Source organism: Minwuia thermotolerans, from assembly GCF_002924445.1.
Taxonomy (GTDB): Bacteria; Pseudomonadota; Alphaproteobacteria; order Minwuiales; family Minwuiaceae; genus Minwuia; species Minwuia thermotolerans.
Genome location: NZ_PIGG01000026.1, coordinates 142,596 through 159,972, shown reverse-complemented (window position 1 = coordinate 159,972; position 17,377 = coordinate 142,596). Strand labels below are relative to the sequence as shown.

Here is a 17,377-nt window from a genome sequence, read left to right as displayed (position 1 = left end):
TCCGCCTCTACCAGTTCAGCCCCGGATAGGTCCGCTGCATGAACTGCATCTCGGCCAGCATGTAGCCCAGATGCTCCGAATGCCGGCCTTCCAGGCGGCCGCCGACGACCGACCAGCCCTGATCCGGCCAGTCCAGCGTCGCCTCGTCGAGGACGGCGCGGACATCCCGCTCCCAGGGCTCGCGAAGCGCGCCGAGATCCGGGCCAACCCCGGCCTCGGCCATCATGCGGTCGACCTCGTCCATCTCGAAGAACTCGGCGGTGAAGCCGAACAGCGCGGCCATGCCGTCGGCGATGCGCCGATGGCTTTCCCCGGTGCCGTCACCCATGCGGATCACCCAGCCGGCCGAATGGCGGCGATGATAGGCGACTTCCTTGACCGCCTTGGCGGCGATCTCGGCGATCCGCGTGTCGCCGGAGCGCTCGAACGCCTGCATCAGCAGCAGATTGTAGCTGTCGAACAGGAACTGCCGCGCCATGGTCTGCGCGTAGTCGCCGTTGGGCTGCTCGACCAGCAGCAGGTTGTTCATGTCCCGCTCGGGACGCAGGAAGGCCAGATCGTCTTCCGAACGGCCCTCGCCCTCGACCTCGCCGGCGTACTGGTAGAACAGCCGCGCCTGGCCGATCAGGTCCAGCGCCACATTGGTGAGCGCGATGTCCTCCTCCATCACCGGGCCGTGGCCGCACCATTCGCCCAGACGGTGGCAGAGTACGTGCGCCGTGTCCCCCAGCCGCAGCAGGTAGCGGAACAGCGCCTGGTCATGGGTCAGCGCCGCCATCAGATGTTCTCCACCCCGTCGGGCACCGAATAGAAGGTCGGATGGCGGTAGACCTTGCCCGCCGCCGGATCGAACAGCATGTCCTTGTCGTCCGGGTCGGAGGCGACGATATCGGCCGACTTCACCACCCAGATGGAGATGCCCTCGGAGCGCCGCGTGTAGAGATCGCGGGCGTTCTGGATCGCCATCTCGGCGTCGGGGGCGTGCAGGCTGCCGGCGTGCTTGTGGTTCAGGCCCTCGCGGCTGCGGATGAAGACTTCCCACAGCGGCCATTCCTTGCGATCGCTCATAGCCTCGTCCTCCTGATCAGGCGGCCTCTCGGCCCGCGCGGGCGCGCTTCTTCTCGGCGTGGGCCAGGGCGGCCTCGCGCACCCAGGCGCCGTTCTCGTAGGCCTCGCGGCGGTTGCGCAGCCGGTCGCGGTTGCAGAGCCCGTTGCCCTTCACGACCCGCCAGAACTCGTCCCAGTCGATCCGGCCGAAGTCATAATGGCCGCGCGCCTCGTTCCACTTCAGATCGTCGTCGGGGATCTTCAGGCCCAGGAACTCGGCCTGGGCCACGGTCATGTCGACGAACTTCTGGCGCAGCTCGTCGTTCGACTGGCGCTTGACCTTCCACCGGAAGGAAATCTCGGAATTCGGCGAGTCGCTGTCGTGCGGGCCGAACATCATCAGCGACGGCCACCACCAGCGGTCCAGCGCGTCCTGCGCCATCGCCTTCTGTTCCGGCGCGCCGTGCGCCAGCGTCGTCATGATCTCGAAGCCCTGGCGCTGGTGGAAGCTCTCTTCCTTGCAGATGCGCACCATGGCGCGGGCGTAGGGACCGTAGGAGGTGCGGCAGAGCGCGACCTGATTGACGATCGCGGCGCCGTCGACCAGCCAGCCGATGGCGCCGATGTCGGCCCAGGTCAGCGCCGGATAGTTGAAGATCGACGAATACTTGGCCTTGCCCGAATGCAGGTCTTCCAGCATCTGGTCGCGGCTGGCGCCCAGCGTCTCGGCGGCCGAGTAGAGATAGGCGGCGTGACCGGCCTCGTCCTGGATCTTGGCCAGCAGCGCGGCCTTGCGGCGGAGCGTCGGCGCGCGGGTGATCCAGTTGCCCTCCGGCAGCATGCCGACATATTCCGAATGCGCGTGCTGGGAAATCTGGCGGATCATGAACTTGCGGTAGCGCTCGGGCATCCAGTCGCGCGGCTCGACCCGCTTCTCCGCGTCGATATGCGCCTGGAAGCCGGCCTCGCGCTCCGGATCGTCGGTCTCGACGGCCCTGACCTGATCGTTCATCGCTGTCCTCCCGATCGCTGCCGGTCTCAGCCGGGCATTGGCGCAACATGATACATAAATCCGCGTATCTCGCAATGATTTCGTATCATGTTGATCGGATTGCAAGGGATGGCCGGAGGAACGGCGCGCGGGACCGCCCTCCCCTCTGGCCAGGGGCGGAGGCCGGGGCGGGGGATCGGCAGGCGATTCACCATGAAAGGCCCGGCGCAAGCCGGTTGACCGTTCCCGAGGGTTGGGGTACAGCACCCGCCCGTGCCGCCGTAGCTCAGGGGTAGAGCACTCCCTTGGTAAGGGAGAGGTCGAGTGTTCGAATCACTCCGGCGGCACCACTACTTAGCTCAAAATCACTGCTCTCAAATTCTGTTTCCGGAAGCACTGCGGAAGCACCAGCCGGCCAGCCTGTGGCTTGCGTCTACGGGCTGATCTATGCGGCACTGCTTGATGTTCTCGAAATGTTCGAACATGCTCCGACCATGCCCGGCGCCATGCATCTCATCGACCTCCTCGACGATCGCCTGATTCAGGTCCGATGCACCCGCTGCGGCCGGTCCGGTCGATACCGTGTCTCCGGCCTCATCAAGCGCTATGGCGCTGGCGCGATGGTGCCGGACGTGCTGCGAGCTGTGTCCGACGAAAGCGATTGCCCCCGGCGGCTGGATCGGTGGGAGGGGTGTCAGGTCACAATGGCTGATCGAGCTTAGCCGCACAGACAGCATTCGCCCACAGCACTTCAATACACGTCGTCTATTTCACAATCGACATCGCTTATTCGGGCATTCACTATCGGTGAGTAGGGGGAGAGCTGGAAGTCGATATCGATTGAACCTGAGTTTTCTATACCGTGCTCTGTGGCAGTCTCACTCCTAGATTCGTTTTGCGTGAAACCTTCCACGTCAGTCAGACTGAGTGTGACTTCACACTCGATACGAATAGAGGGATCATCATTGCCGTTGTAATCGCTGCGGTAACTATAATCGAGGGATACCTCACAATCTTCAAAACCTTGACCATATTCTCGGCAATTTAGATCGCTATCACCCACAGAGAGTATGAATTCCGCGCCGCGTCTTGTTGTAAATGTATCGCCACTTCCTCCAATTTGACGTAGAGCCGTTAGAAATTCAGCGGCCACATACCCATTTTGCGTTCGATTTTTGCCACCGTTTCCATTGCTCCAGATTATTTCGGCCCAATCCCCAACTACTCGCACGACAAATACGATTTGCCCTCTGGAAAGAGAACCGATCGCGTCACTTTCCGGGCTTGGATGTGCTCGGATATTGAGGGAATTCACCTCGACGCGAGCCATCACCAACGGACTTCGTTGAGCTGTTGCCGGGTTGGGTGATGAAAACCACCAAGTCGTCAGACATGCCAACAACACAAGCGCTCGATACTTCGCCACGACTCCCCCTCCAAACTTCTGCGCGCGCTCTAGGCCAGCATGCCCTCCGCATCATGCAGCCGCCGCTCCCGCCATTCAGCGTCAGCGATCGGCCGGCCCAGCGCCTTCTCAAGATACGGCCGGTAGGCGTCCCGCTCATTGCCAGGCCAACCCATGTGATCATTGACCGCCGCCGCCACGAGATCCGCCTGATCCGCGTCGGGGTTGCTTCGAGCGAAGATGGCGATCGTGCTGGCGACACCAAAGGCGAGGATCTCGTCAGCCGAGGCGCCATCAGGCGGCGGCCGCAGGCCGGTCAAGCGCTGCATATGGGCACGCAGTTCCTGCGGGCTCATCCGCGCGAACGCGGCGTCTTTCTCGGCCGGGGTCATGTCGGCGATGCGCTTCGCGCGGGCCATGGTCAGGCGCTCTTCCGGCCGAGGCCCATGCGCTCGAGCGCGGCGCTGTAGTCGACGACCTCGCCGCCCCGCTCTTCGCCGTCCTCGTCGTCGTCATTCGCGCGCCCAGGGCCGATCATGCGGGCGTGCTCGAGCAAGGTCCGTGCGGCGGCCACGCGAGCCGCCGCCGCGGCCTTCTCGTTTTCGGCCACGTTGATGAGCGCGCCCAGACCGACGGCGCCGGATCGCGCCTGCATTCGCACCAATTCGCGCACGATCATCGTCAGAACGTGCGGCAGTGCCGCAGTAATTCGACCAATATCCTTCGCCGAATGCTCACTATAACCCGCCTCTATCGCGGCTTTTGTCGCGCTTCCACCGTTGTTCGCGTAAGCGACTGCGAAACGGCGCTGCATTTCTGTTCCGGGTGCGGGCATCTTGTCCATCCACGGGGCGTCTGTTCGATCCGACATTATAGATTTTTCTGAAATTTTGTCGAGCCGCCATAGAGCTTTCCGACACCGGCGCGCCGCCCCCTCCCCGGGGGGCGGGCTCGGCCCTGGCGGGCGCCGGCTGCGATCGTTGCGCGCCTCTGGCCATTGCTCGCGCTGTTCGGCAATGCCGGCGAAGCGGCACGCCACCTCGCCACGGCTCGACGCTGAGCAGCCGCGTCGCCTTAACGGGCGGCGCGGTTTTCATTTGTCGACACGACGGCCATCGGCCACGCCGCTGGCCGCATGCCTGCGAAGGCGCGCCGCCGACCTAAGTCGGCGCGGCGCGTCTACGTAGTAGCGCCGACCGCCGAGTTCGCTAGTCATTGATTTTAAAGGGTTTTTCGGCAACTCCGCGCGCGCCGAGTTAATTCTGCGCCGAGTTAGACGGATTCCCCTCTATTTCAATGAGTTAGCTCAACTCGGCGCGGTTTTAAGCCTTGCGCCGAGTTCGCCGAGTTACCCTGCCCCATGGCCGAAATCCCGTATCAATTGTCGCGCCTTGCCTCGTCTTCGCCGTCCAGCCGGTGGCAGGAAACGACCTTGACGTTGCGGCTGCCCCGCCGGCCCAGGTCGCGCGCTTCGGTTTGAAACTCATAGCCATTCCACACAAGGTGATCGTCGGGCAGCCGTCGCTCGAGTCTCCGTCGGAGCTTGCCGGCTTCCTCGGCTTCGAACATCGGCAGCCGCGCCAGCGCCTCGGCGAGATCGCTGAAAGGCAACGGCCCTTGGTCCAACAGCACCTCGGCGGCTGCGCCCAAAAGCACGTCCCGCTCGGCGCTTCGGCCGACAGCCTTGACCGGCTGCAGGGCGACGGGCGCCAGCGTGCCGACGCTCTCGAAGGACAGGCCGCGTCCAGTGGCCTTATCGATCGCCTCCGGTTCGCCGGGGCCCGAATGCCATGTGGCCAGCCTGACGCTCTCTCGGCGGAACCATCGCGGCCTTCCGGACAGCAGCGCCATATTGGCCTTGCCCTCGTCATAGCGGGCATAGCGATATCGCTCTGAAGGATCGACGCCATATTCGCCGGCTTCCTTCTGGGTCATCGTGTAGAGCGTGGCGCCCTGGCGGATGACACCCATGAGCGCACTCGCGCCGCGGCCGGTGTCCAGGTCGCCGGCGAGTGATGCCGCCGAGGCGTTGGACGGCTTCCGCGTATGGTGGATCAGCAGAACGGCGCAGTTCGCCTGCTGGGCCAGGCGTCGGTAGAGCTGCGCGACCTGGCCGACCTCGGCGTTGTCGTTCTCGGCCGCCGGGTGCGTCTCGAGGAACGGATCGACCACCAGCACGCCGATGCTGTTGGCAATCAACTCATCGCGGACAGGCTCCAGGTCGGCAGGTTGCAGCACATAGCCGCCGCCCTGCACCGATACGCGCCGGGCGATTCTGAAAATACGGTCCTCGCCGGATTGCAGGAAAAGCCGCGGCACGCCGTCCGGTTCGAGTTCCGCCGGGTCGATGTCGAATTGCCGGAGCGCGGCGAGCGTGCGGCGCTCGAGTTCGACGGCGGGGTCCTCGTTATTCCAGACGGCGACACGCGTGCTCTCGTGCACGTCGATGTCGAGAAGCGGCCGCCCAGTTGCAATGGCGATGGCGCTGGCCAGGCTGAAGGTCGACTTGGAAGCGCCGGGCGGCGCCACCAGGGCGGAGACCGTGCCGCGCATCAGCAGGTTGCCGTAAATCCATGGCCGGAGCGGGAGATTGCGCTCGTCGCGCCAGCGATATGGCTTGAGCAGCCTTTCCAATGCCGGCGTCTCTACCGGCTCCCCAAAGTCCACCGCGGGACTGGCCACGCCCGGCGCGTTCTGGGCGTAGCGGAATGCGTTGGCGACCTTTCGCTCCAGGTCCTCGGGCATCCACGGCGGCGCGCATCGCTCATTCCAGTGATCGAGCATGAGGTCGAGGGCCATGGGTTCGCTGATCCCATAGTCACGCAGCTGCGCGGCAACCGTGAACGTGTGGTGGTCCCCGCCAGCGCCCTCTATGGCCGGCTCGGTGGTTTCTAGCCACCCCTGAGCCCGCCTCAGGGCCGAAGGCGTGTCGGGCTCGACCAGGGGCTCACACTCGCGCTCTCGGGGCTCAGGGGCCGCCCCTGCCAGGTCGAGAAGCCATTGGGGCGCGTCGGCGATCTCGGCGACCGTCTTCCATTCGTATTCGCGGCCGTCGATGGTCGAGCCGGGCGCGACGACATAGCCGCCGGCCCCGCGCACGTCGAGGCCGTCGCCAAGTCGCCCGGCGCTGTTCCCGACAGGCCGGGACGGGCGGAAGTAGAGATGCCTGCCGCCGCTCGCCGTGCGCGCTGTCAGTGTGTCGATCGGGCCGCAGTGCTCAAGGCAGAGTTCGAGCCATGTAACGCCGCCGCAGCGACCGGCCTTGTCGTCGATGTCGACCACGAGAAGACCGGCGGTCGCAATGCCGATATTGGCCTCAGGCCATCGGTCCCACCAATCGCGGATCGTCGCCGGATCGGTCGTCGCAAGCTCCGGCCATCCTTTGATCCCCGGGCGCTTGCCGTTCGGTTTCAGCGGGAAAACGCAAAATCCCCTCGCGGCGTGGTCGAGCGCCCACTCCATGGCCGATCACGCCCCGGGCCTGGCGATGGCTTCGCGAAGCAGCCGACGCGCGCGCCGAAGGTCCGGGACGGTCAGCCGCTCCAAGGGCGCCGTCCGGAGACCAATGAGCGCCAGCCGGCGGGCTTCGACCTTGTCGCCGGGTGCGGCCGACCTCTTGTAAAGAAGCCGCAGCATGGCGCACGTCGCTGCCGTCTCAGCCATCTCCGGCTCGACACGGTGGCCGTGGCGTTCGGAAGCGGGCTGCTCCGCGCGGCGCGCGTGGGCGTATCGGAATGCGTACCGGCGACGGCGGTGCTGCGCGCATGTACGCGTCAGGTACTTCTCGACGGATGCCCGCGTACGGAGGCGGAAGGGGGCGCCGCAAACCGCGCACGCGCCCTCCAGTTCCAGCAAGAAACGCTGGTGGCCGCGGCGCGTCTCCACACGCACCAGTCGAAGCACCTGATAGAAGTGTGCGAGACCGCCTGCCACCTGTTCGATCACGTCACCAGCGTTGGTTTTTCGCTTATCGGGGCTTCCGCTCCGATCTTCATGGTGATAAACACTAATTGCCCTCGATAGTTTGCGTTTCTGCCCCGGCAGCGTCTGCCAACGCTGACCGGGGTTTCTCTTTCTGGTCATGTCTTGATCCCTCATGGGAATGCGGCGTCTCACGACGCGGCGCCGATCGGTGGCGAGCCTGGGCCTTGCGAAGGCGGGGTTCACGGCGCCTGGGGCCCTCTGAGAGGGCTCGATCCGATCATTTGCAGCCGAAGCCCCAATCGGGACGGCTGCGGCGGGGGCCTGCGCGACGGGCCGGATACAGCGCCAATTCGAATCAATCATTGCTCTGCGCCTGCCCTCGCGCAAGCTCTGCGAAAGGACTTGTCCGGCGAGTAGTGCCGGATCGGTGTTGCTTGATCGGGCATGGCTCACTCCCCCTGGCTGTCGGCGACAGGGCGCAAGGCGCTGTCTCGAATGAACCGACGCAGGTCGGCCAGTCGGTAGGCCGGCGTGCGGCCTATGAAAACCACGCGGGGCCCTTTGCCGTCGGATCGCCAACGCTCCAGCGTCCGTGTCGTCTTCCGGAGCACGCCAGCTGCCTCGCGCGGTGTGAACAACGCATCGTCGCCGAGCACATCAGCGCCTGGCGGATTGAAAGACGCCTTCTGTTCAACCTTCTCCGAGGTCTTCGGGCTGCTCATGCTGCGGCCCCCTGCTCGGCTGCTTCTCGGAGGAAGGCGCGAACATCCCCAACGCGGTACGCGACGCGGCGGCCGATCCTGGTGGGTGTCGGGCCGAAGTCGGTTGCCCGCCACGCTTTGAGGGTGCGTGGTGTGACCCCCAGCAATGTCGCTGCGGCCTCCGGCGCCAGAGGGAAATCGTCTCCGAGCAGGGTGGTGAGGTTTTCCGGCGTGGCCATCTTTGTCCTCCGACAAGGTCATGGATGGCCCTAACCTGACCTTGGTCGGAAATTCGGGGTGAGACTACCGACCAGATTCTCGCTGCCGATGGCGACGGAGGCGGCTCCGGATGCTGTCTTCCGTCGCCGCGGTGAGGTCGAGGCCGTAGTCCCGGCAACGTGCGACAAGCGGATTCACTTCGGCATGTTCCCTCTTCACTCGCTTTAGCAGAATCCGGATGGCGTCCAGTTCACCCTTTTTACGAGAAGCAGCAAGAGTACCGACGGCCTGGGAAATCAACGCGTCGGCTGTAGCGACCTCGGGGTCTCGTGGACGGCCTGGCCCATCGTTCTGCTGACGTAGCATCTCGCGGGTCTGGGGGGACAGCAGCTCAAATAGCGCCGCCGACATCTCAGTGCTTCGGCCGCGCACCATCTCTTCTATCAGCCGCCATGCGTCTTCATCCGAATATTTTAGACGCCTGACAGTGGCGGCATGGAGCGCGGCTATCTCTGCGAAATAGCCGGCTGCGACTTGATCGTCAGAGGGTTGCGGCAGATCGAGCATGTTGTGGACAAAGACAGCCGCAAGGGGTGTCATTCGACGCTGAGTCATGCTCGCCGCCGGTCTTCGAGGTTCACGACGTCGGCGGGCGGCGTGCCGCTGACCACGCCAAGCAGGTGATCCGCCCATCTCTTGGCCGCAGCCTCGCGATCCTTCCAACGCGGCTCGCGGTCGTAGGTTTCGATCAGGTCGGCGCGAGCGTGATTGAGCATCAGCTCCGCGAGTTCGGCCTCGATGCCGAGTTGCGTCAGGCCACTCCGAAACGTCCGGCGAAGATCATGCAGACCGAATTCTACGCCCGATTTCTTGACCAGATCGGCCTTGCGCTGCGACCAGCCTGCCATCGGTCGCAGGCCGCGCCCGGTAAAGACGTAGGGCGACCGTGCGTACCGGGGTTGCCCCTCGATGATCGCGACCGCAGCCGGCGGGAGCGGGACGCGATGCTCGCGCCCGTTCTTCGCCTCGTCCGCGGGGATCGTCCACCATCCTCCGGCGGTGTCCACGTCGCGCCAGCGCATGCGGGACGTCTCAAGCCGCCGCTGGCCGGTGAGCATGAGCAGACGCACAAAGTCACCGTAGGGACGGGAGACACCTTCGCAGGCCGTCCAGATGGCTTTCAGCGCCGTTTCGTCCAGGCGCTTGCCTCGGCGCCCAGTGGCCTGCTGTCGCGTCATCCGCTCGCGACGGTAGCCGGCCAACGGGTTCGCGTGGATCAGGCCACGGTTCACGGCCCAGTTCAGGAACGTCGCCGCCTTGGCCCGAAGATCCTGCGCGGCGCCTGGCTTGCCGGCTTCCTCGCGCTGGTCGATCTGCTGAACGATCGCCTGACGATCGACCTCGTCAAGATCGATCTTGCCGAGCGGCGTCAACAGCCCACTTTTCAGCGTCGAGACGATGTATTTTCGGTTCACCGCGCCGCGACGCCCGAGATAGGCGTCATATGCGTCAAGCGCCTTGTCGAGCCGTGCGTCCTCTCGGCGTTTCGTCTCACGTTGTTCGGCCTGCGGGTCTCGACCATCCGCGATCTCGCCGAAGCGTTTTCGGGCCAGGGTCCGCGCTTCGTCCAGAGACAGGCGCGCCACGTCTCCGATCACCAGGCGTCGTTGCCTCGCCCCTCGACCATGTCCGGCACGATATTGGAGCACCCAAACCCGACGGCCCTTCGGATGGCGCACGGACGGCGCATAGCAGCGAATGCCGAAGCCGGGAGTGTCCGTATCCCAGAGAAACGTCTCGCCGCTCTCCGGCGCCTTGAGACGCGCCACGCGCTGTTCGGTCAACCGTTCGCGCTTCATCGGCACAATCACTACCTCACAAATCGGAAGCACACCGGAAACACCTCATCATGAGGCGAGGGGACATCCTTGTCGCCCAATGTCGCCGCTAACTGGCTTATATGCAAGTGTTTTAGGTGCTTCCGGCGGTGAGCGTCGCCAGAGGTCGCCGCCCAGCTTTCTTTTGGTAAGGGAGAGGTCGAGTGTTCAAATCACTCCGGCGGCACCAGTTTCCACATATAAGTCAACAGCCTGGTTTGCCGCCGCGGACGGGCGCAAAAAATGCGGGAAACTCCGCGACCGCTCAGCCGCCCAGGGCGTGTTCCGCGCCGAAGACCTCACGGCAGACGGCGGCGGCAAACAGGTTCGACAGCACGGTCTCCGGATTGCCCGAAGGCGCGCCGGGCAGGCTGGTCCCCGCGGTGGAGACGCTGACGCGCCAGGGCCCGGTGCGGCGATTCGAACCGCGGGCGACGAAGGTCACCTCGGCGGTGAGCGTGACGCCCTGTCTGCGCCGGGAGCCGGCGTCCCGGTCGCGCCGGACCGCCAGCACCTCGACCAGGGCGTCGTGGGGCGCGCCGCCACCGGCGCAGGCCGGCACGATCGCCAGCATGCTCTCCCGGAGCCCGGACGGCAGCGCCGTGGCCGCCACGGTCGCCGAACGCCGGACCTGGACATCGGCCACCGCCACGCCGTCAAGGGGCTCGCGGGCGCTTTCGCAGCCCGCCATCGCCAGCAAGGTTGCTGCCGCCGCCGCGCAGGCCGCGCGGCCCGAATTCCCGATCCACATGGCGCAATCCACTCGTCGTGATCAGATGCGCGCCAGTCTAGCGCGTCCGGCCCGGCCGCCGCATGTCGCCCGTCACAGATACTTGGCCTTGATGTCGACCGAGCCCTCCCGGCCCAGCTTGTCGTAGTGGGCGTCGATCCATTCGTCCGCCTTCCGCACGCCCAGGTCGAAGAGGTACATCAGGAATTCCCACGACGCATTGAGCTTCGAGGAAACGCTGAGATCGCGCATCTCCGCTTCGGCCTCGACGACATGGACCAGCAGGCGCTTGTAGTGCTCCTGGTCCAGATGGCCCTTGTCGATCAGGGAGGTGACGAAATCGATGATCCGCATCTCCCGCATCAGCGAGGAATTGAAGCTGAGCGTGTTGATCCGGTCGATGATCTCCTGCGCCGTGGTCGGCAGCTTCTCGATCACGACCGGGTTGATCTGGCAGATCAGGACGTCCGAGCTCTTCGTGCCGTAGATCAGCGGATAGATCGGCGGGTTGCCCATGTAGCCCCCGTCCCAGTAGAAGCGCCCGTCGATCTCGACGGCCTGGAACAGGAAGGGCAGGCAGGCCGAAGCCATCACCGCCTCGCAGGTGATCTCCCGGCCCTTGAAGACATGGATGCGCCCGTTCATGCAATCGGTGGCGCAGATGAACAGTTTCACGTCCTTCGCGCTCCGGATCGCCTCGAAGTCGACGACCGATTCCACCACCTCCTTGAGCGGATTGATGTTCATCGGGTTGAGCTGATAGGGCGAAAAGACCTTGGAGATCGCGTCATAGGTCGCCCAGAGCGGCGAGAAGTCCATGTTGCCCGGCGAGAACAGCCGGTCGATGGGACTAGGCTGCAGCGGGCTGGAGCGCGCGGCGTCGGAAATCGCCTTCCAGAACTGCCGCAGGGTCGCCCGCGCGCCCTCCGGCCCGCCGATGGCGAGGCCGTGGGCCAGGGCTGCGGCGTTCATGGCGCCGGCGCTGGTGCCCACGATCCCTTCGACCTCGACGAGATCCCGTTCGAACAGGCGGTCCAGGACGCCCCATGTGAATGCCCCGTGGGCGCCGCCGCCCTGCAGTGCGATGTTGATCAGCGGCTTGCCATTGCGCTCGGCCATCAGTTCGCAGTCGCGAGGTAGTCGTGGATCACCCGCCCGTATGGCAGGGTGAGATCGGCGATGAAGTGCCGTCCGCCGACGATCCTGCGGACCGGCAGGTCGGCCACCGGCGCGTTGACGTGCGGCACCAGATGCAGCCGCGCCGGTCCGGACCAGTAGCCCTTCACGGTGATGTCGGTGAGGTTGTAGGCGACCAGCTGGGCGATCTTCGGCCGGCCGTTGACATCGGGGATAAGCTTCAGATTGACTTGGGTGTTGGCCAGCATCTCCGCCCGTTCCTGCGGATCGCGGAAGGTGCCCTGCTCCTTGTAGACCATCGTTCCCATGGCCACCCGTTCGCCGGAATAGTCCAGCGTGCCCGTCAGGGTGTCGACCTTGACCGAAAGCTTCGGCACGCCCCAGCGCTTCGGGAAGCCCCAGATCTCGCGGCCGGCGGAAATCGGCGGCTCGTCGTTGAGGAACATCATCGCCGTGTAGTTCACCGGCCTGCCCTCGAAGATGCACGGGATCACGGTGCCCGACTCCTCGTAGGAACCGAAGCCCGACGAATCCGGCATGTTGATCCATTCGTAGAAGACGCGGTTCGAGCCGTTGGGCGCCAGCGGCTCCGGTACCACGGCCCGGATCGCGTCGGGGTCTGATTCGTAGACGACGATGAAGTATTCGCGGTCGATGAACCGGTAGGGGCCCTTCGGGTAGCTCGGGTTCATCAACGGCATGGAGGGCGCAGAGAGTACGGCGGTCTGATCCATCGGCTGGTTCCTTCGCTGGAGGCGGTGCGCCCCTCCCCGGATGCCTTTTCTTGTTCTACTGGGCGGTCCAGCCGCCATCGACGGGCAGGGCCTGGCCGGTGATCTGGGCCGCGGCTTCCGATGCGAGGAAGACCGCCAGGGCGCCCATCTGCTCCGGCGTGGCGAATTCCTGGCTGGGCTGCTTCTCGGCCACCAGCTTCCGCTTTTCCTCATCGAAGCTCGTGCCGTTGGCCGCGGCGCGGGCGTGGATCTGCTTCTCCACCAGGGGGGTCAGCACCCAGCCGGGGCAGATCGCGTTGCAGGTGATATTGACGGTCGCGGTCTCCAGCGCCGTCACCTTGGTCAGGCCCACGACGCCGTGCTTGGCGGCGACATAGGCGGCCTTCTCCTTCGAGGCGATCAGGCCGTGCACCGAGGCGACGTTGATGATGCGGCCGAAGTCCTGGGCGAGCATGCGCGGCAACGCGGCACGGATGCCGTAGAAGACCGAGGAAAGGTCGACGGCGATGATCTGGTCCCACTTCTCCAGCGGGAACTCATGCACGCTGGACGTATGCTGGATGCCGGCGTTCTGGACCAGCACGTCGACGCTGCCAAATGTCTCGACGGTTCCCGACACCATCTCCTCGACCTGGCCGGGATCGGCCACGTCGCAGGCGGCGAAGATCACATTGTCGTGACCATAGCGCTCACGGAATTCGGAAAGCACCGCCTCCGCGGCGTCGTTCAGACGGCGACCGTTGAGCACCACCCGAGCGCCGGCCCGGGCGAAGGAATGCGCCATGCCCAAGCCGATTCCGCTGGTTGATCCGGTAACGATAACATTCTGCGGACGTGTCATCGAAGTGCCCCTTCCCTTGCGGCCCAGAACTTGTGCCCGGTAAGTGTGCACCGGAGCAATGTGGTCAGGATACAGGCATTTTTTGCGTTGCAGCAATCTCATTTTTGCACCGCAGTATTTGTCGAAATGCAATTTGAAAGATGGTGCGGCAACAATCTGTTCCGATGCGCTGGCCGCGAGAATATGTAACGACAGTGGAATGATCCCGGCTTGCCGCGCCATTTACTTGCTCTGGCCACGAAAATGATCGGACGGCCCGGCTTGTGCGTATGCATCCTCGCAATATGTCCAGTAATCGCCGGCCCTTGTTGCGTCCGGCGCGGGGTTTGTCCGTCAGGCTGTCATGATCGTGATGTGTACTACTTGACGGCGAGCCCGACGTCGGCCTCCGGTGGTTTACTGGAAAGTGGGTTCACATTATTACCCGTGACCGGCGCACCGGCGGTGTGACCGGGCCGGCTCCCGCCAGGAGGCTCCGCATGGAGATGAAGGAAATAGATCGTTTCATGCCATCCGAACCGACAGCCGACGAGGCAGAGCAATCCGCCTACCTGACTGCCCAGATGCTGGAACGGCTGATGACTATGACCTATGCGGTCGGCGAGGCGCGCGAATTGCGGTCCTCGCAATGGGCTGCGCTGCGCTTCTTCGCCGGCGCCGGCCCCCGGGAGCGCACGGTCAAGGCGTTCGCCGAGTACAACAGCACCTCGACCGCCAGCGCCTCCCAGACCGTCTCGACGCTGGTCCGCCGCGGCCTGCTGAACAGCGCCGCCTCGCGCCACGACGGACGTTCCAAGGAAGTCGTGGTAACCGAGGCGGGCCGGCGGTTCCTCAAACGGGATCCGCTGCGCCTGCTCGCGCGTACTCTCGGGTCGCTGGCGCCCCGGGACAAGGGCGGCTTCGACACGATGATCGCGGCCGCTGCCCGCCTGCTGGAGCAGGCGGCGATGGAGGCGGAGACCGATCCGGCGCGACACGGCGACGGCCTGGCGCGCATGACCGAAGGCGCCGGCTTCGGCGCGCCGGGCGACTGATCCCGGAACGAACCCGCCGCTGCGGCGATTTTTTCAGTGCAATTAACAATTTGTCAGTCCCGGCACGGCTAGCCTCGAGAACCGCTGTCCTGACGAAGGCTGCCGAGGAGGACGTTCGCATGAGCCTGCAGTCGGAGATCGCGCCCTACGTGGATGCACTCAAGGGGCGCAAGACCCCTGTGTCGCCGTACGAGGCGATCAGTTACATCAATGCTGTGGTGGAGGCTGCGGAGCGGCGTCCGGCCAAGGGCGGAATCGCGCTCAACGAGACGGCGAAGAGCCAATGTCTCGCCCAGATCGACGAGAGCCTCCAGACCATCGCCCAGGCCGCCGTCGACATCATGAACGCCGCCGAAACGGTCATGAAGGACGCCGGCGCCGACGCGGCCGTGCGCCAGCGGTGCATGGACATGCTGACGGCCTGCGGGTTTCAGGACCTGGTCAGCCAGCGCCTGCTGATCGTCCGTCAGCATCTCAGCGAAACCGCCGGATCCAACGGCACCCGCACCTCCCTGAACGCCACGACGGCGCGCGAACCCCATGCCGACGACGCCCTGCTTCACGGCCCCAGCACCGGCAAGGAAGCCATGGATCAGGCCGCCATCGACGCGCTGCTCAACGACTGACGCAGCCCGCCCGCGCGCCCGCGGGCTACTCTCCGGAAATCATCATCGGAAGCGATCGGACAGGTGTCCTGCCCTGGCGGCACACCGCCGCGCGCCGCGGACGGCGGCGTCGGTCAGCCGCCGCTGGCCAGCGGCATGCGTGACGGCGTCGCGGGCCCGGCCGTCGAGGCGGCGGTCCCGGGCTGCGCCAGGGTGAACACCCCGAAGGCGAGGCCGGCCGGGCGCTGGTAGAGGTCGGTGATCCCCAGCGTCGATTCCGCCGCGCCCAGCACCAGATATCCGTCGTTATTGCGGAAATAGCGCGGCAGGCGCTCCAGGATCTGGCGCTTGGCGTCGCGGTCGAAATAGATCAGCACGTTGCGGCAGAAGATGATGTCGAAGCGGTTGGCGGGCACCGCCGGCGACAGCAGATTGTCGGTGCGGAAGGCGATATGCTGTCGGATCTCGTTCCGAACCCGCCAGCTGCCGTCGCCATGCGGCTCCATGTAGCGCTGCAGGTCGGTCTCGCCGATGCCCCGGCGGGCCTCGAAATCCGTATAGATCCCCCGCTTGGCCAGTTCGATCGACTGCTGCGAGACATCGGTGGCGGTGATCTCGTAGCGATAGCCCGGATGGCTGCGGAAGAAGCTGCTGAGCGTGATGGCGAGACTGTAGGGTTCCTGGCCCGTGGAGCAGGCGGCGCTCCAGATGCGCAGGGTCCTGTCCATGCCCAGCCGGGGCAGGAGTTCGGGCAAGATGGTGGAGGCCAGCCGTTCGAAGGGCGCGACGTCGCGGAAGAACGAGGTCTCGTGCGTCGTCATCCGGTCGATCAGGCCGCCCACCGCCTCATTGGAGGCCGGGCCGTGCATCCGGGCGGCCAGGGCGTCCAGGTCCGGCAACCCGAGCTGGGTCGCCAGCGGCGCGAGCCGGGAGCGCACCAGATACTCCTTGTCGTCGCTCAGGATATTGCCGGTATGCCGGTTCAGGACGTCCCGGAACACCCTGAAGCTTTCCTTGCTCATCCTCATGCGACGCAACTCTTTCTGACCAGTTCGGCCAACGCTTCGACAGGCAGAACGGTCGTGGCGACGCCCGCCTTGACCACGGCGCCGGGCATGCCCCACACCACGCTGCTTTCCTCGTCCTGAACGGCGATGCTGGCGCCGGCGGCGGACAGTGCCGCCGCGCCCTTCGCCCCGTCCGTGCCCATGCCGGTCAGCACCAGGGCAAGCACCCGGGGGCCATAGGCTTCGGCCAGCGAACGGAACATCGGATCCACCGAAGGACGGCAGAAATGCTCGGGCGGGTCGCTCGACAGATGGATGTGATGAGTCGCCCCCTTGCGGCGCACCAGCATGTGCCGGTCGCCGGGCGCGACATAGACCCGGCCCGGCAGCAGCTGTTCGCCGTCCTCGCCCTCGCGGCATTCGAGCCCTGTCTGGCGGGTCAGGTTGGCCGCCAGGATGGAGGTGAACTTCGCCGGCATGTGCTGGCAGAGGACCACCGGCACGTTGATCCTGGGCCCGATCGCCTTCAGCAGCCGCGCCAGGGCGTCCGGCCCCCCTGTCGAGGCGCCGATCGCCAGGATGGCGGGCCGTTCGCCGCGGGGTTCAGGCACGCGGACAGGTGGCTTCGCCACCGCCGGCGCGGATGACGGCAACACAGCGGCGGCATCCCTCGCCTGCCGCGATCCGTGGCGCTCGCCCAGCGCACGCACGCGCTCGACGATCTGGTGGCGGAAGGCGTCCTTGTCGCCCGGGCCGGGCTTGGATACGAAATCCACGGCGCCCAGGTCGAGCGCCCGGAAGGTCTTGCGCGCGGCGGCTTCGGACTGGCCGGACACCACGACAATGCGGATGTCCGGACGCATCGCCAGGATGCGCGGCACCGCCTCGTAGCCGGAAAGAACCGGCATCTCCAGATCCAGCGTCACGACGTCGGCCGGAAATACCGCCAGCTTCTTCAGGGCCTGCTCGCCGTCCGCGGCGGTCGCCACGGTGCCGAGCCGGGCCTCCTCGACCCATTTCGCGATCATCGCGCGGGCGAAGACGGAATCGTCGACCACCAGCACATGCAGGCCGCCGGCGCCATCCGACCGGGGTGGCGCCAATTCGGTTGTCACCCCGGCCATG

Annotated in this window: 20 protein-coding genes and 1 tRNA gene; 3 read left to right on the top strand and 18 right to left on the bottom strand. The window is 65.5% G+C overall.

Going from position 1 to position 17,377, the window contains the following annotated elements:
• Positions 1 to 7: 7 nt before the first annotated feature.
• The 3 genes from paaC to paaA are packed head-to-tail and all read right to left on the bottom strand — an operon-like array spanning position 8 to position 2,059.
• Complete coding sequence (paaC, locus tag CWC60_RS06485) at positions 8 to 778, bottom strand: 1,2-phenylacetyl-CoA epoxidase subunit PaaC (RefSeq protein ID WP_109793175.1); 771 nt, start codon at positions 776 to 778, stop codon at positions 8 to 10.
• A complete protein-coding gene (paaB, locus tag CWC60_RS06480; protein ID WP_109793174.1) occupies positions 778 to 1,068 on the bottom strand; it encodes a 1,2-phenylacetyl-CoA epoxidase subunit PaaB in 291 nt (96 codons plus the stop codon). Before paaB ends, paaC begins: the two co-directional genes overlap by 1 nt.
• 16 nt (positions 1,069 to 1,084) lie before the next feature.
• A complete protein-coding gene (paaA, locus tag CWC60_RS06475) occupies positions 1,085 to 2,059 on the bottom strand; it encodes a 1,2-phenylacetyl-CoA epoxidase subunit PaaA (RefSeq protein ID WP_109793173.1) in 975 nt (324 codons plus the stop codon).
• Positions 2,060 to 2,313: 254 nt separating this feature from the next.
• On the opposite strand from paaA, the gene CWC60_RS06470 reads away from it, so the two are divergent.
• Positions 2,314 to 2,388 (top strand) — tRNA-Thr (locus CWC60_RS06470).
• 401 nt (positions 2,389 to 2,789) lie between these two features.
• Here CWC60_RS06470 and CWC60_RS06460 read toward each other — a convergent pair.
• The 13 genes from CWC60_RS06460 to CWC60_RS06400 all read right to left on the bottom strand — a co-directional run bounded on the left by CWC60_RS06460 (position 2,790) and on the right by CWC60_RS06400 (position 13,549).
• Positions 2,790 to 3,464: an SH3 domain-containing protein gene (locus CWC60_RS06460; RefSeq protein WP_125182734.1), complete on the bottom strand. Its 675-nt coding sequence runs from the start codon at positions 3,462 to 3,464 to the stop codon at positions 2,790 to 2,792.
• Between the two features lie 29 nt (positions 3,465 to 3,493).
• Positions 3,494 to 3,862 carry a hypothetical protein gene (locus CWC60_RS06455; protein ID WP_109793170.1) on the bottom strand — a complete coding sequence of 123 codons (369 nt, stop codon included), beginning with the start codon at positions 3,860 to 3,862 and terminating at the stop codon, positions 3,494 to 3,496.
• A 2-nt stretch (positions 3,863 to 3,864) separates the two neighbouring features.
• Entirely contained in the window at positions 3,865 to 4,287 is a 423-nt protein-coding gene (locus CWC60_RS06450) for a terminase small subunit (RefSeq protein WP_206419798.1), read from the bottom strand.
• A 533-nt stretch (positions 4,288 to 4,820) separates the two neighbouring features.
• Positions 4,821 to 6,905, bottom strand: coding sequence for a bifunctional DNA primase/polymerase (locus tag CWC60_RS06445; protein ID WP_109793169.1), 2,085 nt, complete (start codon positions 6,903 to 6,905; stop codon positions 4,821 to 4,823).
• Positions 6,906 to 6,911: 6 nt separating this feature from the next.
• Entirely contained in the window at positions 6,912 to 7,526 is a 615-nt protein-coding gene (locus CWC60_RS06440) for a hypothetical protein (protein WP_125182733.1), read from the bottom strand.
• 290 nt (positions 7,527 to 7,816) lie between these two features.
• The gene (locus CWC60_RS06435) at positions 7,817 to 8,089 is read right to left on the bottom strand and encodes a MerR family transcriptional regulator (protein WP_206419797.1); all 273 of its coding nucleotides are present in this window, start codon (positions 8,087 to 8,089) and stop codon (positions 7,817 to 7,819) included.
• Complete coding sequence (locus CWC60_RS06430) at positions 8,086 to 8,307, bottom strand: helix-turn-helix transcriptional regulator (RefSeq protein WP_109793167.1); 222 nt, start codon at positions 8,305 to 8,307, stop codon at positions 8,086 to 8,088. The genes CWC60_RS06435 and CWC60_RS06430 overlap by 4 nt, the downstream gene beginning before the upstream one ends.
• Positions 8,308 to 8,371: 64 nt before the next feature.
• Entirely contained in the window at positions 8,372 to 8,902 is a 531-nt protein-coding gene (locus CWC60_RS06425) for a hypothetical protein (RefSeq protein WP_125182732.1), read from the bottom strand.
• Entirely contained in the window at positions 8,899 to 10,146 is a 1,248-nt protein-coding gene (locus CWC60_RS06420; RefSeq protein WP_109793165.1) for a tyrosine-type recombinase/integrase, read from the bottom strand. Before CWC60_RS06420 ends, CWC60_RS06425 begins: the two co-directional genes overlap by 4 nt.
• A gap of 283 nt (positions 10,147 to 10,429) precedes the next feature.
• Positions 10,430 to 10,915, bottom strand: a complete 486-nt coding sequence (locus CWC60_RS06415) for a hypothetical protein (RefSeq protein ID WP_109793164.1) — start codon at positions 10,913 to 10,915, stop codon at positions 10,430 to 10,432.
• Positions 10,916 to 10,987: 72 nt separating this feature from the next.
• The gene (locus tag CWC60_RS06410) at positions 10,988 to 12,013 is read right to left on the bottom strand and encodes a patatin-like phospholipase family protein (protein WP_109793163.1); all 1,026 of its coding nucleotides are present in this window, start codon (positions 12,011 to 12,013) and stop codon (positions 10,988 to 10,990) included.
• Complete coding sequence (locus CWC60_RS06405) at positions 12,013 to 12,765, bottom strand: acetoacetate decarboxylase (protein WP_109793162.1); 753 nt, start codon at positions 12,763 to 12,765, stop codon at positions 12,013 to 12,015. Before CWC60_RS06405 ends, CWC60_RS06410 begins: the two co-directional genes overlap by 1 nt.
• A gap of 55 nt (positions 12,766 to 12,820) precedes the next feature.
• Positions 12,821 to 13,549 carry a 3-hydroxybutyrate dehydrogenase gene (locus CWC60_RS06400; RefSeq protein WP_420891149.1) on the bottom strand — a complete coding sequence of 243 codons (729 nt, stop codon included), beginning with the start codon at positions 13,547 to 13,549 and terminating at the stop codon, positions 12,821 to 12,823.
• Between the two features lie 536 nt (positions 13,550 to 14,085).
• Between CWC60_RS06400 and CWC60_RS06395 the strand changes: the two genes are divergently transcribed.
• Together CWC60_RS06395 and CWC60_RS06390 are read left to right on the top strand one after the other, a co-directional pair.
• The gene (locus CWC60_RS06395; protein ID WP_109793160.1) at positions 14,086 to 14,640 is read left to right on the top strand and encodes a MarR family winged helix-turn-helix transcriptional regulator; all 555 of its coding nucleotides are present in this window, start codon (positions 14,086 to 14,088) and stop codon (positions 14,638 to 14,640) included.
• Positions 14,641 to 14,759: 119 nt separating this feature from the next.
• Entirely contained in the window at positions 14,760 to 15,266 is a 507-nt protein-coding gene (locus CWC60_RS06390) for a hypothetical protein (protein ID WP_109793159.1), read from the top strand.
• A 113-nt stretch (positions 15,267 to 15,379) separates the two neighbouring features.
• On the opposite strand, the gene CWC60_RS06385 is transcribed toward CWC60_RS06390, so the two are convergent.
• A complete protein-coding gene (locus CWC60_RS06385) occupies positions 15,380 to 16,273 on the bottom strand; it encodes a CheR family methyltransferase (protein WP_109793158.1) in 894 nt (297 codons plus the stop codon).
• Complete coding sequence (gene cheB / locus CWC60_RS06380) at positions 16,270 to 17,376, bottom strand: chemotaxis-specific protein-glutamate methyltransferase CheB (protein WP_109793157.1); 1,107 nt, start codon at positions 17,374 to 17,376, stop codon at positions 16,270 to 16,272. The genes CWC60_RS06385 and cheB overlap by 4 nt, the downstream gene beginning before the upstream one ends.
• Position 17,377 lies beyond the last annotated feature (1 nt).

What these genes read in the sequence shown, in the direction of transcription:
- paaC (WP_109793175.1), bottom strand. Translation starts at nt 778, where the DNA reads ATGGCGGCGCTGACCCATGACCAGGCGCTGTTCCGCTACCTGCTGCGG.
- paaB (WP_109793174.1), bottom strand. Translation starts at nt 1,068, where the DNA reads ATGAGCGATCGCAAGGAATGGCCGCTGTGGGAAGTCTTCATCCGCAGC.
- paaA (WP_109793173.1), bottom strand. Translation starts at nt 2,059, where the DNA reads ATGAACGATCAGGTCAGGGCCGTCGAGACCGACGATCCGGAGCGCGAG.
- CWC60_RS06455 (WP_109793170.1), bottom strand. Translation starts at nt 3,862, where the DNA reads ATGGCCCGCGCGAAGCGCATCGCCGACATGACCCCGGCCGAGAAAGAC.
- CWC60_RS06450 (WP_206419798.1), bottom strand. Translation starts at nt 4,287, where the DNA reads ATGGACAAGATGCCCGCACCCGGAACAGAAATGCAGCGCCGTTTCGCA.
- CWC60_RS06445 (WP_109793169.1), bottom strand. Translation starts at nt 6,905, where the DNA reads ATGGAGTGGGCGCTCGACCACGCCGCGAGGGGATTTTGCGTTTTCCCG.
- CWC60_RS06440 (WP_125182733.1), bottom strand. Translation starts at nt 7,526, where the DNA reads ATGACCAGAAAGAGAAACCCCGGTCAGCGTTGGCAGACGCTGCCGGGG.
- CWC60_RS06435 (WP_206419797.1), bottom strand. Translation starts at nt 8,089, where the DNA reads ATGAGCAGCCCGAAGACCTCGGAGAAGGTTGAACAGAAGGCGTCTTTC.
- CWC60_RS06430 (WP_109793167.1), bottom strand. Translation starts at nt 8,307, where the DNA reads ATGGCCACGCCGGAAAACCTCACCACCCTGCTCGGAGACGATTTCCCT.
- CWC60_RS06425 (WP_125182732.1), bottom strand. Translation starts at nt 8,902, where the DNA reads ATGACTCAGCGTCGAATGACACCCCTTGCGGCTGTCTTTGTCCACAAC.
- CWC60_RS06420 (WP_109793165.1), bottom strand. Translation starts at nt 10,146, where the DNA reads ATGAAGCGCGAACGGTTGACCGAACAGCGCGTGGCGCGTCTCAAGGCG.
- CWC60_RS06415 (WP_109793164.1), bottom strand. Translation starts at nt 10,915, where the DNA reads ATGTGGATCGGGAATTCGGGCCGCGCGGCCTGCGCGGCGGCGGCAGCA.
- CWC60_RS06410 (WP_109793163.1), bottom strand. Translation starts at nt 12,013, where the DNA reads ATGGCCGAGCGCAATGGCAAGCCGCTGATCAACATCGCACTGCAGGGC.
- CWC60_RS06405 (WP_109793162.1), bottom strand. Translation starts at nt 12,765, where the DNA reads ATGGATCAGACCGCCGTACTCTCTGCGCCCTCCATGCCGTTGATGAAC.
- CWC60_RS06400 (WP_420891149.1), bottom strand. Translation starts at nt 13,549, where the DNA reads ATGGCGCATTCCTTCGCCCGGGCCGGCGCTCGGGTGGTGCTCAACGGT.
- CWC60_RS06395 (WP_109793160.1), top strand. Translation starts at nt 14,086, where the DNA reads ATGGAGATGAAGGAAATAGATCGTTTCATGCCATCCGAACCGACAGCC.
- CWC60_RS06390 (WP_109793159.1), top strand. Translation starts at nt 14,760, where the DNA reads ATGAGCCTGCAGTCGGAGATCGCGCCCTACGTGGATGCACTCAAGGGG.
- CWC60_RS06385 (WP_109793158.1), bottom strand. Translation starts at nt 16,273, where the DNA reads ATGAGGATGAGCAAGGAAAGCTTCAGGGTGTTCCGGGACGTCCTGAAC.
- cheB (WP_109793157.1), bottom strand. Translation starts at nt 17,376, where the DNA reads ATGGCCGGGGTGACAACCGAATTGGCGCCACCCCGGTCGGATGGCGCC.